At 62.3% G+C, this 14,377-nt stretch carries 11 protein-coding genes; all 11 read right to left on the bottom strand.

Annotated features, from left to right (window positions below; all coding sequences use genetic code 11):
- Positions 1-207: 207 nt before the first annotated feature.
- Positions 208-1,659 (bottom strand): efflux transporter outer membrane subunit, encoded by a 1,452-nt coding sequence (locus tag ABTV87_RS00765; RefSeq protein WP_433898837.1) that lies wholly within the window; start codon positions 1,657-1,659, stop codon positions 208-210.
- Positions 1,656-2,726, bottom strand: a complete 1,071-nt coding sequence (locus ABTV87_RS00760; protein ID WP_433898836.1) for an HlyD family secretion protein — start codon at positions 2,724-2,726, stop codon at positions 1,656-1,658. Before ABTV87_RS00760 ends, ABTV87_RS00765 begins: the two co-directional genes overlap by 4 nt.
- An 18-nt stretch (positions 2,727-2,744) precedes the next feature.
- Positions 2,745-4,280, bottom strand: a complete 1,536-nt coding sequence (locus ABTV87_RS00755) for an MFS transporter (protein WP_433898835.1) — start codon at positions 4,278-4,280, stop codon at positions 2,745-2,747.
- A gap of 102 nt (positions 4,281-4,382) precedes the next feature.
- Entirely contained in the window at positions 4,383-5,300 is a 918-nt protein-coding gene (locus ABTV87_RS00750) for a LysR family transcriptional regulator (protein WP_007957716.1), read from the bottom strand.
- Positions 5,301-5,358: 58 nt separating this feature from the next.
- Positions 5,359-6,225 carry an ABC transporter permease gene (locus tag ABTV87_RS00745; RefSeq protein ID WP_085608535.1) on the bottom strand — a complete coding sequence of 289 codons (867 nt, stop codon included), beginning with the start codon at positions 6,223-6,225 and terminating at the stop codon, positions 5,359-5,361.
- Between the two features lie 20 nt (positions 6,226-6,245).
- Positions 6,246-7,106: an ABC transporter ATP-binding protein gene (locus ABTV87_RS00740; RefSeq protein WP_085608534.1), complete on the bottom strand. Its 861-nt coding sequence runs from the start codon at positions 7,104-7,106 to the stop codon at positions 6,246-6,248.
- Between the two features lie 5 nt (positions 7,107-7,111).
- Positions 7,112-8,137: an ABC transporter substrate-binding protein gene (locus ABTV87_RS00735; RefSeq protein ID WP_007957722.1), complete on the bottom strand. Its 1,026-nt coding sequence runs from the start codon at positions 8,135-8,137 to the stop codon at positions 7,112-7,114.
- A gap of 18 nt (positions 8,138-8,155) precedes the next feature.
- A complete protein-coding gene (locus ABTV87_RS00730; RefSeq protein ID WP_085608533.1) occupies positions 8,156-9,052 on the bottom strand; it encodes a TauD/TfdA dioxygenase family protein in 897 nt (298 codons plus the stop codon).
- Positions 9,053-9,427: 375 nt separating this feature from the next.
- Positions 9,428-10,795 (bottom strand): HlyD family type I secretion periplasmic adaptor subunit, encoded by a 1,368-nt coding sequence (locus ABTV87_RS00725; protein WP_007957729.1) that lies wholly within the window; start codon positions 10,793-10,795, stop codon positions 9,428-9,430.
- Positions 10,785-12,941 carry a type I secretion system permease/ATPase gene (locus tag ABTV87_RS00720; protein WP_085608532.1) on the bottom strand — a complete coding sequence of 719 codons (2,157 nt, stop codon included), beginning with the start codon at positions 12,939-12,941 and terminating at the stop codon, positions 10,785-10,787. The genes ABTV87_RS00725 and ABTV87_RS00720 overlap by 11 nt, the downstream gene beginning before the upstream one ends.
- A gap of 34 nt (positions 12,942-12,975) precedes the next feature.
- On the bottom strand, positions 12,976-14,328 hold the full coding sequence (locus ABTV87_RS00715; RefSeq protein WP_192563030.1) for a TolC family outer membrane protein: 1,353 nt from the start codon (positions 14,326-14,328) through the stop codon (positions 12,976-12,978).
- Positions 14,329-14,377: the final 49 nt, after the last annotated feature.

Genomic DNA, 14,377 nt, shown 5'->3' with positions numbered 1-14,377 from the left:
CATCATTCGTCTTGAGGTGGGCGCTTTCGTCGCTTACAAACTTTAGGGAAGTTTCCTACGCGTCTTTCCAAAAGGCCGTTATTGCCGATTTATCGTTCGTTGCTTACTCTCACCGCACTCAACCCCGTACGTAGCGATTCAGTTCGCTGGCAGTTGGGGTCAAAGAAACCGGCTTCGGCCGGTTTTTTTATTTTTGCGCTTTTGCACTCAACGCTGCGCCATCTCCCCCACCGGATACACCGACTCCCATCCCCCGCCCAACGCCCGGTACAGCCCGACCATCGCCAGTGAAACGCCGGTGGAGCTTTCCACCCATTGTTCCTGGGTGGCGAGCAGTGCGCCTTGCACGGTGAGGACGTTGACGAAGTCGACCACGCCTTCGACATATTGCTGTTGCGCGGTGCGCAGGGCGATCTGGTTCTGGCGCACGGCTTCAGCGAGGCTGTCGCGGCGGCGCTGGCTGGCGTTGTAGGCGGTCAACTGGTCGTCGATTTCGTGCCAGGCGCGCAGGACGGTCTGTTGATAACCGATGGCCGCTTCCTGCTGCTGGGCTTCGCGCAGTTGAAGCACGCCGCGCAGGCGGCCGCCGTCGAACAGCGGCAGGCTGAATTGCGGGCCGATGCCGAAGGCGCGAGAGCCCCAGGAGCCGAAATCACTGAGCTGCATGGCTTGCGAGCCGAGATTGCCGGACAGGGTGATGCGCGGATAGAAATCGCCCTTCGCCACGCCAATGTTGGCGGTGGCGGCATGCAATCGGGCTTCGGCCTGGCGGATATCCGGCCGGCGCTCGGCCAGTTGCGACGGCAGGCCGATGGCGACGGTCAGCGGCGACTGTGGCACCGGCGCATCTGTGGATAACTCTTTCGCCAGCGCCTGCGGCGGTTCGCCCATCAACAGGCTGATGGCATTGATCAGTTGCGCCTGACGCTGCTCCAGTGCCGGCAGCCGCGATTCGATGGCCGCCACTTGCGCGGCCGCTTCGGCGACGTCGAGATCGGTGGCTACGCCATCGTTGAGGCGCAGTTGCGAAAGCTTCAGGCTGTGCCGCGCCACATCGAGGTTCTGCTCGGTGACCGCGCGGGTGTTTTGCACGCCGCGCAGTTGGATGTAGTTCTGCGCGGTGTCCGCGAGTACCGCCAGCAGCACGCCGCGACGGTCGTTTTCCGCGACTTCGAGGTTGGCGTCGGCGGCTTCGGTTTCCCGGCGCACGCGACCCCAGAAGTCCAGCTCCCAGGAGGCCGAGAAACCGGCATCCCACAGGTTGAACGCGGAATCGCCGTTGTGCCCGGACGGGTCGTTCAGGCCTTCGCCGCTGTTGCGTTTGCGGGCGTAGCTACCGGTGGCGGCGGTCGTTGGATAACGGTCGGCGGTGATCACCTGACGGGCGGCGCGGCTTTGTTGCAGGCGGCTGCTGGCCAGTTGCAGGTCAAGGTTGCTGCGCAAGGCGCGCTGGGTCAGGGCCGAGAGTTGCTTGTCGTTAAAGACCTCCCACCAGCGCTCGTTCAAGGATTCGCTGACGGCTTGGCTGGGGGCGCTTTTTGACGGTTTAGCCCACTCGGCAATCTGCGTGGCTTCGGGTTTCTGGAAATCCGGGCCGACGGTGCAGGCCGCCAACGCCGACAGACTCAGGACAACCGTCATGGACTGAAAGCGCTTCATCGCTGCGTCACCTCACGCACCGACGTCATCGAGCTTTCGGTGTCGATGCTCGCCTCCACCGACATCCCCACCCGCAAGCGTTCGGCCAATGGCTGGCCCGGATCCAGCAAAACCTTCACCGGAATCCGCTGCACAACCTTGGTGAAGTTGCCGGTGGCGTTGTCCGGTTTGACCGCCACGAAGGTCACGCCGGTAGCCGGGGCGATGCTCTCGACGCGGCCGGTGAGCGCTTCGCCGCCGAGGCTGTCGACCCGCACGACAACATCCTGCCCCGGCTGCACGTCGGTGAGCTGGGTTTCCTGGAAGTTGGCGACCACATACGCCTGCTTCAACGGCACCACCGCCAGCAGTTTGCTGCCCGGCGTCACGTACGCACCGACCCGCACGGCGCGCTCGCCGATCATGCCGTCCTGGGGCGCGGTGATGCGCGTGTAGGACAGCTCGAAACTGGCGATTTCCAGCGCAGCCTGAGCGTGTTTCAAACTGCCCTCGGCGGCATCGCGCTGCGCCGTCAGAATCTCGACCTGCTTACGTTCCGCCGCCAGTTTCGCGGTGGCCGTGTCCAGCCGCGCAGAGGCCTGATCGATCCGGGTCCGCGCCTGTTGCGCGTTCTGCACGGTGCCGGCACCGACGCCCGCGAGGTGGTTGTAGCGGTTCAACTCCTGCTGTGCGAAAGCCATTTCAGCCTTGGCCGAAACCACCGACGCCTGCGCCTGTGCAATCACCGAGGTCTGGCGCTCCAGGGTGGCATTGGCGTTCTGCAACTGCGCGCGGGCCACCAGGGTTTGCGCGTCGGCGGCCTCGGCAGCAGCGCGCAGGTCGCGGTCATCGATCAGCGCCAGCAACTGCCCGGCCTTGACCTGCTGGTTGTCTTCCACCAACACCTCTTTGATAAACCCGGCCACACGCGGCACCACCAGGGTGAAATCGGCGGAGACGAACGCATCGTTGGTGTTCTGCTGAGTACGCTTGCCGAACATGCCGGGCATCGCCAGATACACCAGCACACCGACCGCCAGCGCAGCGGCCACAGCCACCGCGAGTTTTTGCTTTGCTTGAGTCGTCATAAGAACCTTCTATTTCAGTCAGGTCGGCGCGCGCGGCGGAAAGATCCGCGTCGGCAGCCAGAAAATCAGCAGGATCATCGCCACCGCGACGCCAGCCATGCACAGATAAAGATCCGAAGAAGTCAGCACCACCGCCTGTTCGTGCAGGCGATGGGCGAGGCCGGGGTCGTTGCTCGCGGCCAGCGGCGAGTTGCCGAGGCGATCGACCAGCATCGTCGAGTGAAAATGCAGGCGCGAAGTGGTCAGCGCTTCGATAACGCCGGTGGCGACCACCGCCGCTAGGCCTTTCACGGTGTTGAACCACGCCGAAGCGAACGGCCCGTCCTGCGGCTGGATGCTGCCGGTCGACAGCATCAGCAACGGCAGCACCGCCATCGGCTGGCCGAAAATCTGCAGCCATTGCAGCACGTAGAAATCGTCGCGAATCCATTCCGAGGTCAGCTGCGAGCCGCCGAGGCACGAAAGCGTCAACATGCTCAAACCGATGCCGAGCACCCAGCGGCAATCGACCCAACGCAAGTTGCACAACGCCGCCACCAGCGGCAGCGCGATCAACTGCGGCAATGCCGCGATCAGCATGATCGGCGCGGTCTGTACCGGTCGGTAACCCTGCACCTGAGCCAGGTAACTCGACGGAATCAGCACCACTGCCAGCAGCACCACCAGCACGCCGGCCAACGTCATCAACGCGAACGACAGGTTGCGAATGCCGAGCATCTGCAACTTGAAAAACGGAATCGGCTGCGACCATTCATTGATCAGAAACGCCACCAGCAACAGCGAACCGGCACCGAGCAAAGCGCAGATCAGGTTCGACTCGAACCAGTCCAGCCGATTGCCCTGCAACAGGCCGATCACCAACATGCAGATCGCCGGAAAGCCCAGCAGCAGGCCTTTCCAGTTAAATGTTTTGAGGCGTTCCAGACGCAGCGGATCCTGCGGCAAGCCATAGGCGACAGCGGCCATGGCGATCAGGCACGGCACGATGATTTGCCAGAACGTCCACTGCCAGCCGACGTATTCGGTCCACAACCCGGCCAGCGGCGTACCAAGACCTGGGCCGAAGGTGGCGGTCAGGGCGTAACCGGCGAGACCGTAAAGCTTGATGTTGGCCGGCAGAAACCGCAGCGCAACGGTCATCAACATCGGCGGCAACGCACCGCCGGCCAGGCCTTGCAGGATGCGCATCAGCAGCAGGCTTTCGTAGTTCGGGGCGAACGGGCAGAGCACCCCGAGCAGGGTGAACACGCCGATGGCGCACAGGGTGAAACGACGCAGGGAAAAGGTCACCGAGCACCACGGCGCGAATGCCATGGCCGCCACCGAGGTCGCGGTGTAGCTGACGACCAGCCAGGTGCCTTCGTCGTAGCCGATGCTCAGGGCGCCGCGAATGTCGGCCAGGGCGACCTTGGTCACCATCTCGTTGAGACCCGACACCAGCACCGCCAGCAGCACGCCGACCAGACCGATGATGATCCGCGCCCCGAACACCGGTGGCGCGGCTGCCATCGGAGCGGCAGCGGCCATCGGCGCCGTGACCGTCAGGGATGTCATGCAGGCAAACTCCGGAGGGAAAAATACCGGAGCATAGTAGTAGGGCTTAGTGCTGACGAAAATTGACTTCTCGGCAGTTTATAAGTGCATCAGACGCAATCGTCAGGGCTGTGCCGCCAGCCAGGTTTCGTCGCAGCAGGTCTTGAGGGTTTCGCGCAGCCAGCGGTGGGCCGGATCCTTGTCGAAACGCGGGTGCCAGGCCTGGGTCAGCATCAACGTCGGAAGCGGAATCGGCAGGTCGAACGAGCGCAGCTTCAAGCCCAGCCGCCGCACGCTGAGCAACGCTTCCTTGGGTACTGGCAGAATCAGGTCGGAATCCGGCAGGGCGAACATCGCCGCATGGAAACTCGGCGCGATCACCGCGACTCGCCGCTCCAACCCCAAGGCATTCAAAGCGGTGTCGATAGGCCCACGGGCGATGCCCCGGCGGGACATGCTGATGTGGGAGAACCCGGCATAGCGCTCGGCGGTGATCTCGCCATCCAGCAGCGGGTGATCCTCGCGCACCAGGCCGACGAAGTGGGTGGAAAACAGGTTCTGTATTTTGACTTCCGGGGTCACCGGGCGGGTGTTGCTGACACTCAGGTCGATCCGCCCTTCGCGCAGGGCTTCATCATCGCCGTCACCCTCGGGGACGAAACGCAACTCACAGTGCGGCGCCAGTTGATCGAGGGTGTCGAACAGCTTGCCGCCGTACACGCCGACGAAAAAATCGTTAGCGCGAATGCTGAAGCGCCGGCGCAACGTCCCCAGTTCCACCGCATCGGCCGAGCGAAACAGCAGCGCCGCCTGTTCGACCACATCGCGCACCTGCTCGCGCAACTCCAGCGCCTTGGGCGTCGGCACCAGACCGCGACCGGCGCGCACCAGAATCGGATCGCCAATCGCTTCGCGAATCCGCGTCAGCGTGCGGCTCATGGCAGCCGAACTGAGGTTCATCCGCCGCGCGGCGCCGACCACACTGCCCTCGTCGAGCAAGGCGTCGAGGGCGACCAACAGGTTCATGTCCGGGAGTTGCATGCTGAGCACTCATGACCGATCAGGATTGATTCGCACGCAATGCTAGCAGATCAGAAAATCAGCGCTGCATGCCCCAGCGTTTTACCGTCACCCGCTCCAGCGTGTCGAACACCAGGTTCTCCACCAGCAAACCGATGAGGATCACCACGGCCAGACCGGCAAACACCTTGTCGGTGTACAGCTCATTACGGTTCTGGAAGATGTACCAGCCCAAACCACCCTTGCCGCTGGTGGCGCCGAACACCAGTTCGGCGGCGATCAGGGTGCGCCAGGCGAAGGCCCAGCCGATTTTCAGCCCGGCGAGGATCGACGGCAGCGCCGCCGGAATCAGGATGAACAGCACGAAGCGCATGCCCTTCAAACCGTAGTTCCGGCCGGCCATGCGCAAGGTTTCCGAGACGCCGAGAAATCCGGCATACGTGTTCAGCGCCAGCGCCCACAGCACCGAATGCACCAGCACGAAAATCAGGCTGTTCTGTCCCAGCCCGAACCACAGCAATGCCAGCGGCAATAGCGCAATGGCCGGCAGCGGGTTGAACATCGAGGTCAGCGTACTCAGCAAGTCCCGGCCGAATTGGGTCGAGACCGCCAGCGTGGTCAGGGCGAAGGCCAGGACGATGCCGATCAGATAACCCTTGAGCAGCACCACCAGCGAGATCCACACCTTGCCCAGCAGTTCGCCACTGAGCAGGCCGTCGTACAGCGCATGACTGGTTTGCAAAAAGCTCGGCAGCAGCAGATCGTTGTTCTGCACCCGGGCCACCACTTCCCAGAGCACAGCGAGCAAAATCAGAATCACGCTTTTACGCAGCCAGCCCTGTTGCCACAGGCGCTGGCCCAGCGGCAGCTCGCGCTCCACCGGGACGCTGGTCAGCGGTTGCAGATCATTTTCGAATTCTTGACGTACGGATGATGAATGGCTCATCGGGCAATCCTCCGGGTGGCTCAATAAGCGATGCGAATGTCGTTGAAATCGTGCTCGCGCTCGGTTTCCAGCGACGGCCCTTCATCGAACAGCAAACGGTGAATGCGCCGTGCCGACTCTTGAAACGCCACGCCGCCAAGGCTGTGCAGATCGTACTGATGGCTGTGCACTTCCGCCCTCACCCGGCCCGGGTGCGGCGACAACAGCAGGATGCGATTGCCGACCACCAGCGCTTCTTCGATCGAGTGGGTGACGAACAGCAAGGTGAAACGCACCTCCTCCCAGAGCAGCAGCAACTCCTCCTGCATCTTGCGCCGGGTCAGGGCGTCCAGTGCGGCGAACGGCTCGTCCATCAGCAGGATTTTCGGCTGCATCGCCAGCGCCCGGGCAATCGCCACCCGCGCCTTCATGCCGCCGGACAAGGTGTGCGGATAGGCATCGGCGAACGCCGCCAGACCGACCTTTTCCAGATAGTGCAGCGCACGCTCCTCGGCTTCCTTTTTCTTCAGCGTGCGCGAAGCCAGCAGCGGAAACATCACGTTCTGTTTGACGGTTTTCCACGGTGGCAGTTGATCGAACTCCTGAAACACCACGATCCGGTCCGGCCCCGGCGCGTCGACGCGCTGGCCCTGCAGACGGATCTCGCCCTCACACGGCGCAATGAACCCCGCGACAGCTTTGAGCAAGGTGGATTTACCGCAGCCGGACGGGCCGAGCAGCACGAAGCGATCCTGTTGATCGACTTCAAAACTGACCTGGTGGGTGGCGCGCACGACGCGCTGCGGCGTGCGGTATTCGAGGCTGACCTGGTCGACCGCCAGCAGCGCTTGCGCGGTGGCGATCGGGTTGCTGGCCGCGTGGCCTTGCAAAGGGGCGTTCATGTCGATCAGCTCCCCTGCAACGGTTTGGCGTCCTGGAAGAAGTAGTCCTTCCACGATTCGGGTTTGTTCTTGATCGCGCCGACGCGGTAGAGGAATTCGGCGAGCGGGTAGGTGTTTTTCGGCGTGACGCTGAATTCGAACTGCGGGTTGTCGATGATTTTCAGCAACGCGGCGCGGTCGATCTTGGCCTTGGTCACGCGGATGTAGGTGTCCGCCGCCGCGCCTTTATCGTTCTGCGCGAATTGCGCGGCTTCGGTCAGGGCTTCGACAAACGCCTTGTAGGTTTTCGGGTTCTCGTTGCGGAATTTCTCGGTGGCGAACAGCACGGTCGGCGAGTTCGGGCCGAGCACGTCATAGGAGTTGAGCACCACGTGCACATTCGGATTTTCCAGCGCCTGATCCTGGAACGGCGGGTTGGAGAAGTGCCCGGTCAGCTCGGTGCCGCCAGCGATCAAGGCAGCGGTGGCGTCCGGGTGCGGAACGGCGATGGTGTACTTGTCGAGGCGATTGAACTCCTTGTCGCCCCACTGTTTGGCCGCCGCGTATTGCAGGAAGCGCGACTGCACCGAAACCCCAACCGCCGGCACCGCAATGCGGTCCTTCTCGGTGAAGTCGGCGATGGTTTTGACCTTGGGATTGTTGCTGACGAGGTAGTACGGGAAGTTGCCCAGCGAGGCCACGGCTTTGACGTTCTGCTTGCCGTGGGTGCGATCCCAGATGGTCAGCAATGGCCCGACACCGGCGCCGGCAATGTCGATGGAGCCGGAAAGCAGCGCATCGTTGACCGCCGCGCCGCCGGACAACTGGGTCCAGTCGACCTTGATGTCGAGCCCTTCCTGCTTACCGTACTTCTCGATCAGTCCCTGATCGCGCACCACATTGAGCAATAAATAGACAATACCGAACTGTTCGGCGATACGGATTTCACCTTCGGCGTGGGCCACGGTCGGCGCCACCAGGCTGCCGGCGATCAGGCTGAAACCGAGGCCGATGGCCGCCGCCAGCGGCGCGAATGGAAGACGTTTGGACATGATCGGATCTCCGGCAAATCAGAAAGGCGCGTCGCCCTGGATGGTGGTGCGATACAGCTTGCGGCGCAGGTGCGCGGGGCAGCCGGCGGCAAGGTGGATCAGCGAGCGGTTGTCCCAGAACACCATGTCGTGGGGCTGCCATTGATGGCGATAGATGTTCTGCGGCAGCACGCTGTGGGCGTAGAGCTCGTCGAGCAGTTGTTTGCTCTCGTCTTCCGGCAGGCCGACGATGCGAGTGGTGAAGCCTTCGCTGACGAACAATGCTTTGCGGCCGTTTTCCGGGTGGGTGCGGACCACCGGGTGCACGACTTCGGCGACCTGAGCCAATTGCTCCGGGGTCAGGGTCGGGCGCCAGTTGCCTTCGAATTTGGTTTCGCTGTAGCGCGCGGTGTAGGAATGCGCAGCCGAGCGGCCTTCGACGGCTTTGCGCAGGGCGTCGGGCAGGCTGTCCCAGGCTTTATGCATGTCGGCGAACAGGGTGTCGCCGCCTTCGGACGGCAGCTCCTGGGCGTGCAGCATCGAGCCGAGGCTCGGCAGCTCTTTATAGGAAAGGTCCGAGTGCCAGAACTTGCCGGCATCACCGAGGCCGATGTTCTGGCCGTTCTCGACGATGTTGGAAACGATGAGGATTTCCGGGTGATTGGCCAGCAGGAACTGCTTGAGCACGTGGATCTGCAACACGCCGAAGCGGCGGCTGAAATCGATCTGCTGTTGCGGGGTGATGCGCTGGTCGCGGAACACCACGACGTGGTGATCGAGGTGCGCGCGGTGGATGCGGGCGAAGTCTTCATCGTTGACCGGGCGGGTCAGGTCGAGGCCGATGATTTCGGCGCCGACGGCACCGCTGAACGGGCGGATCTCGAAAGTTTGCGTCGCGACAGTCGCGGCGCTTGGGGTAGCAGTAGCTGCGGACATCAATCAATCTCCCACGCACGGCGCGCTCAAGGGCGCGCGCGTCGATCAGAAACTCACGCTGGATTGCGTGTTGGTTCGTGTCGTGCGGCGCGCCGATTGGTCGGCAGGTACGCAGGAGGCTGACTTTATAGCTATAAGAAGCGGAATTTAAATACTGTTAACGAATAACGATATGGCGATTGCTTAGGAATGGACTGGATGGTGAGTGACCATTTGTGTCACTTCTGGACGGAATGTGTTGTTCCGACAGACGCCTTCGTCGGATCGCCGCCCGGACCAAGCTCGCTCCCACACTCGATCGCGTGTCTCTGGAAAAACGCAGTCGAGTGTGGGAGCGGGCTTGCTCGCGAAGAGGCCTGAAAGGCCAATAAAGATCTAGCGTTCGTGCAACGCCTCGGCCCGCGCCCGGATGATCGGTTTGAGCAGATAGCTCAGCACGGTCTTCTTGCCGGTGATGATGTCCACCGACGCCACCATCCCGGGGATGATCAGCAACGGTTTCTCGTCAGTGCCGAGATGGCTGCGTTCGGTACGCAGTTTGATGATGTAGTAGGTGGTTTTCTTGTCTTCGTCGGTGATGGTGTCGGCGCCGATCTGTTCCAGCTTGGCCTTCAGACCACCGTAGATGGTGTAGTCATACGCGGTGAATTTCACCGTGGCTTCCTGGCCCGGATGCAGGAACGCAATGTCCTGCGGGCGGATCTTCGCTTCGACCAGCAGGGTGTCGTCCAGCGGCACGATTTCCAGCAGGTCGCTGCCCGGCTGAATCACGCCGCCGATGGTGTTGACCAGCATCTTGTTGACGATACCCCGCACCGGCGAGGTGACGAGCGTACGGCTGACCCGGTCTTCCAGCGCCTTGCCGGTGGCCTGGGCCTTGTTCAGGTCGGTGCGCGCTTCGTTGAGCTGAGTCAGGGCTTCGCTGCGGAATTTACCGCGAGTCTCGTCAATCTTGCGCTGCACTTCCTTGATCGCCGATTCAGCGCGCGGGATCGCCAGGGTGGTGGCGTCGAGCTGACCACGGGTTTCCACTTCGGCACGTTTGAGTCGCAGCACCTCCACCGGCGACACCGCGCCCTGGGCCACCAGCGGCTCGGACATGTTGATTTCCTGGCGTTGCAGGCCAAGTTGCTGGCGGTACTGCGCCTGCTTCGAGGTGAACTCACGCAGCTCTTGCTGACGCTGGATCAACTGCTCCTGCAAACCACCAACTTCGTCGTGCAGTTGCTGACGACGGCTGATGTACAACGATTCTTCACTTTTCGCCTGACCCGGCACGGCTTTGAGCACGTCCTCGGGGAAATTCAGCGGGCGGTCATCGACCTCGGCGCTCAGGCGCTCGACCCGCAGCAGCATCGACAGCCGATCAGCCTCGGTTTCGCCGACGTTGGACGCAAAACGCGTGTCGTCCAGGCGAACCAGCGGCGCGCCGGCTTCGACGATCTGGCCTTCCTTGACGAACAGCTCGGAGACGATCCCGCCCTCGAGGTTCTGGATTTTCTGGATTTTCGACGAGGGAATCGCTTTGCCGTCGCCCTTGGTCACTTCGTCGATGACGGCGAAGTTGGCCCACAGCATCAGGAACACGAAGAAACCGATGATCGCCCAGATCGTCAGCCGCACTACGCGCGGCGCGTCCTCGATCAAGGCCTTGTTAACCTCCGGCAGCGGCTGGCCCTGCAGCGATGCCGAGCCCTTGAAGTAGCGGCGGATCGAATCCTTGAAACCCGACTTAAGCAACACTGATCTGCCCCTTCTTCAACGCTTCCATGACGGCCGCTTTCGGGCCGTCGGCGAGGATCTGTCCACGGTCGACCACCAGCAGGCGATCGACCAGCGACAGCAGCGATGCCCGGTGCGTCACCAGCACCACGGTCTTGTTTTCCACCACCGCCGCGAGGCGTTGCTTGAGGCGTTCTTCGCCGGTGTTGTCCATCGCACTGGTCGGTTCGTCGAGCAACAGGATCGGCGGATTGAGCAACAGCGCCCGGGCCAGGGCGACGTTCTGGCGCTGACCGCCGGACAGGTTCTGCCCGCGCTCGCCGACTTGCAGCTCATAACCCTGCGGGTGCAGACGGGCGAATTCGTGGACGCCGGCCAATTCGGCGGCCTGCAGGACAAGCTCGTCCTCGACGTAACGGGCGCCGGAAACCAGGTTGTCGCGCAGGGTGCCGGCCAGCAGCTGGATGTCCTGCGGCACATAGCCGATGTTGTAGCGCAGCTCGCTGACGTCGATCTGGCGGATGTCGACGCCATCCACCAGTAACGCGCCGTCGTCCGGCTGATACAGGCCGACCAGCAGTTTCGCCAGTGAGCTTTTGCCGGAACCGCTGCGGCCGATGATGCCGATCTTCTCGCCGGGACGAATCACCAGGTTGATGTTCTTCAGCGCCGGGTTCTGTTGTTCCGGGTAGGTGAAGTTGAGCTGGCGGCATTCGATGGCGCCTTGCAGAACCTTGCGGCTCAACGGGCGCTCTTCGAAATTGCGCTCCTGCGGCAACTCCATCATCTGGTCGACCGAGGTCATGGTGACCCGCGCCTGCTGGTAGCGGGTCAGCAGACCGGACAGCGATGCCAGCGGGCTGAGGGCGCGGCCACTGAGCATGTAGCAGGCGATCAGGCCGCCCATGCTCAGGTTGCCGGCGATGATCTGGTACACGCCGAAGACGATCATGATCACCCCGGCCAGTTGCTGGATCAGCAGGGTGATGTTCATCGCCAGACCGGAGAGCATTTTCACCCGCAGCTCGAGACGGCTGAGGGTGCCGATGGTCTGTTCCCACTGATACTGGCGTTCGCTTTCGGCGTTGTTGACCTTCACCGCGTCGAGGCCGGCGAGGGTTTCGATCAGGCTCGACTGACGCTCGGCGCCGAGGGCCATGGTGCGTTCCATGGTTGCCACCAGCGGCTTCTGCAAGGCGTAGCCGATCAGCAGCGCAATCGGGAAGGCCAGCACCGGAATCCACACCAGATGCCCGCCGAGAATCGCGATGACGATGAAGATCAGGATGGTGAACGGCAGGTCGATCAGGCTGGTCAGGGTCAGCGAGGCGAGGAAGTCGCGTAGGCTCTGGAACTCGTGGATGTTCTGGGCAAAGCTGCCGACCCGCGCCGGGCGGTATTTCATGGCCATGCCGACGATGCGTTCGAACAGCGTGGCGGAGATGATCAGGTCGGTTTTCTTGCCGGCCAGATCCAGGCACAGGCTGCGCAGGCTCTTGAGGATCAGGTCGAACATATAGGCGCCGGTGATGCCCAGCGCGAGCACCCACAGGGTCGCTTCGGCCTGGTTCGGCACCACGCGGTCGTAGACGTTCATCACGAACAGCGGCGCGGCCATGGCGATGATGTTGATCAGGAAACTGGCGGCGATGGCGTCGGCGTACAGCCAGCGCGAACGCTTCAGGGTGTCGCGAAACCACGAGCGCGCACGCGGGATCAGCGTGCCGTGGTTGACGTCGAATTTGTGCTGGGGCTGGGCGAAGAACACTTTGCCGGTGTAGTCGTCGGCCAGCAGCTCGCGGCTGACCAGGGACTCGCCGCCGTCGCTTTCGCTGAGCAGCACCCGCGCGTCGTTCTCACCCTGCCAGCCGAGCAGGACGGCACTGCGGCCATCCTTGAGCAGCAACAGCGCCGGCATGGCAATCGTCGGAATTTCTTCCAGCTTGCGCTGCAGCACCCGCCCTTGCAGCCCGGCGCGCGCCGCTGCACGGGGCAACAGCTCGACACTCAGGCGTTGTTTGGGCAGCGGCAGGCCGGTGGTCAGCATCGCCGCGCTGGCGGGTTTCTGGTGGAGCATGCAAAGAGCGAGCAGACCATCCAGTAACGGATCGTCGTGCAACGCGCGTGGATCATGACTGAGATGAACTCGACTGACTTCTGATTCCACGCTCGACACTCTTTAGCAGTTGAAAAGGGACAACTCAATTCATCCCAGGCAGCTGGACCTTGGGCTTCACGTCGTTCTGCACAACGGATGCCAATGGTGCGACCACTCCCTGGCTCTTGAGCAATTCGCCCATGGTCGCCTTGATTCGATACTGAGTAAATAACTGAATGTTTTTGATTTCAGCCAGACGCCGCGAAGCGGTGAACAGCTCGTTTTCACTGTCGAGCAAATCCAGCAGGGTCCGTTCGCCGAGGCTGAACTGACGCTGGTAAGCGGTGCGCACCGAGGTGCTGTGATCAACGTACTGCTGAGCGATCGGCACCTGAGCGTTGGCGTTGTTCAGGGCGTTCCAGGCCAGGCCCAGTTCTTCATTCAATTGGCGCAAGGCGTTGTTGCGGATGTCCAGCGCCTGGTTCGACAGGTAGGACTTGGATTCCAGGTCCGCCTTGTTGCTGCCGCCCGAATACAGGTTGAAGCGCATGCGCAGCATGGCCTGCCATTCGTTGTTGTGACCGTTCTGGCCGTCGAGGTCGTTGTCGGCGGTGCGGCCCAGCTCGGCGTCGAAGCGCGGGTAGAAGGTCGACTTGGCGGTCTCGTACTGCTTCTCGGCAGCGGCGATATCGGACTCGGCCGAGCGCAGGATCGGGCTGTTTTCCAGCATCTGCGCGCGGGCTTCATTCAGGTTGGCCGGCATCATCGCCATGAACGGCGCCGGACGCTCCAGTTGATCGGGCATCTGGCCGACGGCGCTGAGGAAGTTGGTTTCCGAGTCGGCGAGATTGGTCTGCTCGGTGATCAGGTTGTTGCGGGCCTGGGCCATCCGCGCTTCGGCCTGATCGAGGTCGGCACCGCTGCCGACGCCGCGCTGGGTGCGCAGCTGGATCTGGTCGTAGATGCGTTGGTGGCTTTTGAGGTTTTCTTCGGCCAGACGCACGAATTCGCGACGAGTCAGTACATCCAGGTAAACCTGGGCCACGGTCAGCGCGGTGCGTTCGGAAGTGCCGAGCAAGGAATAGGCGCGGGAGTTGACGGTGGCTTGTTGACGCCCGACTTCGCTGGACGTCGCAAAACCGTCAAAGACCATTTGCGACAGACGCAAACTTGACTCGCTGCGGTTCAGGGTTTCCCAGTGATTGCCGCCACCATTGGCGCGGGTGGTCACGCTGTCGGTGCCTTCACGACCATAACCGCCCAGCAGATCGACCTTGGGCAGGTATCCACCTTTTGCAGCCTTTAATTGATAATCCGCGGCCAGCCGACTGTTGACCCCTGCCTGGATTTCCGGATGGACATCCAGCGCCTGCTGCATGGCTTCTGGTAAGGATTGTGCTTGTACGAAAGAGGCGGCGAGAGCGAAGGGTAGAGCCTTGAACAGGTGCGAACGCATGGTAAAGATTTCCCAGAACTTCTTGTCTTGAATCACAGCAAATTGGTGA

The organism is Pseudomonas sp. PSE1(2024) (assembly GCF_050990555.1).
Lineage (GTDB): Bacteria > Pseudomonadota > Gammaproteobacteria > Pseudomonadales > Pseudomonadaceae > Aquipseudomonas > Aquipseudomonas aphyarum.
This window is presented reverse-complemented; position numbering and strand designations above follow the sequence as displayed.

Bases quoted from the DNA above. Each gene is read 5' to 3' on its own strand.
- ABTV87_RS00765 (WP_433898837.1), bottom strand. From the start codon at position 1,659: ATGAAGCGCTTTCAGTCCATGACGGTTGTCCTGAGTCTGTCGGCGTTG.
- ABTV87_RS00760 (WP_433898836.1), bottom strand. From the start codon at position 2,726: ATGACGACTCAAGCAAAGCAAAAACTCGCGGTGGCTGTGGCCGCTGCG.
- ABTV87_RS00755 (WP_433898835.1), bottom strand. From the start codon at position 4,280: ATGACATCCCTGACGGTCACGGCGCCGATGGCCGCTGCCGCTCCGATG.
- ABTV87_RS00750 (WP_007957716.1), bottom strand. From the start codon at position 5,300: ATGCAACTCCCGGACATGAACCTGTTGGTCGCCCTCGACGCCTTGCTC.
- ABTV87_RS00745 (WP_085608535.1), bottom strand. From the start codon at position 6,225: ATGAGCCATTCATCATCCGTACGTCAAGAATTCGAAAATGATCTGCAA.
- ABTV87_RS00740 (WP_085608534.1), bottom strand. From the start codon at position 7,106: ATGAACGCCCCTTTGCAAGGCCACGCGGCCAGCAACCCGATCGCCACC.
- ABTV87_RS00735 (WP_007957722.1), bottom strand. From the start codon at position 8,137: ATGTCCAAACGTCTTCCATTCGCGCCGCTGGCGGCGGCCATCGGCCTC.
- ABTV87_RS00730 (WP_085608533.1), bottom strand. From the start codon at position 9,052: ATGTCCGCAGCTACTGCTACCCCAAGCGCCGCGACTGTCGCGACGCAA.
- ABTV87_RS00715 (WP_192563030.1), bottom strand. From the start codon at position 14,328: ATGCGTTCGCACCTGTTCAAGGCTCTACCCTTCGCTCTCGCCGCCTCT.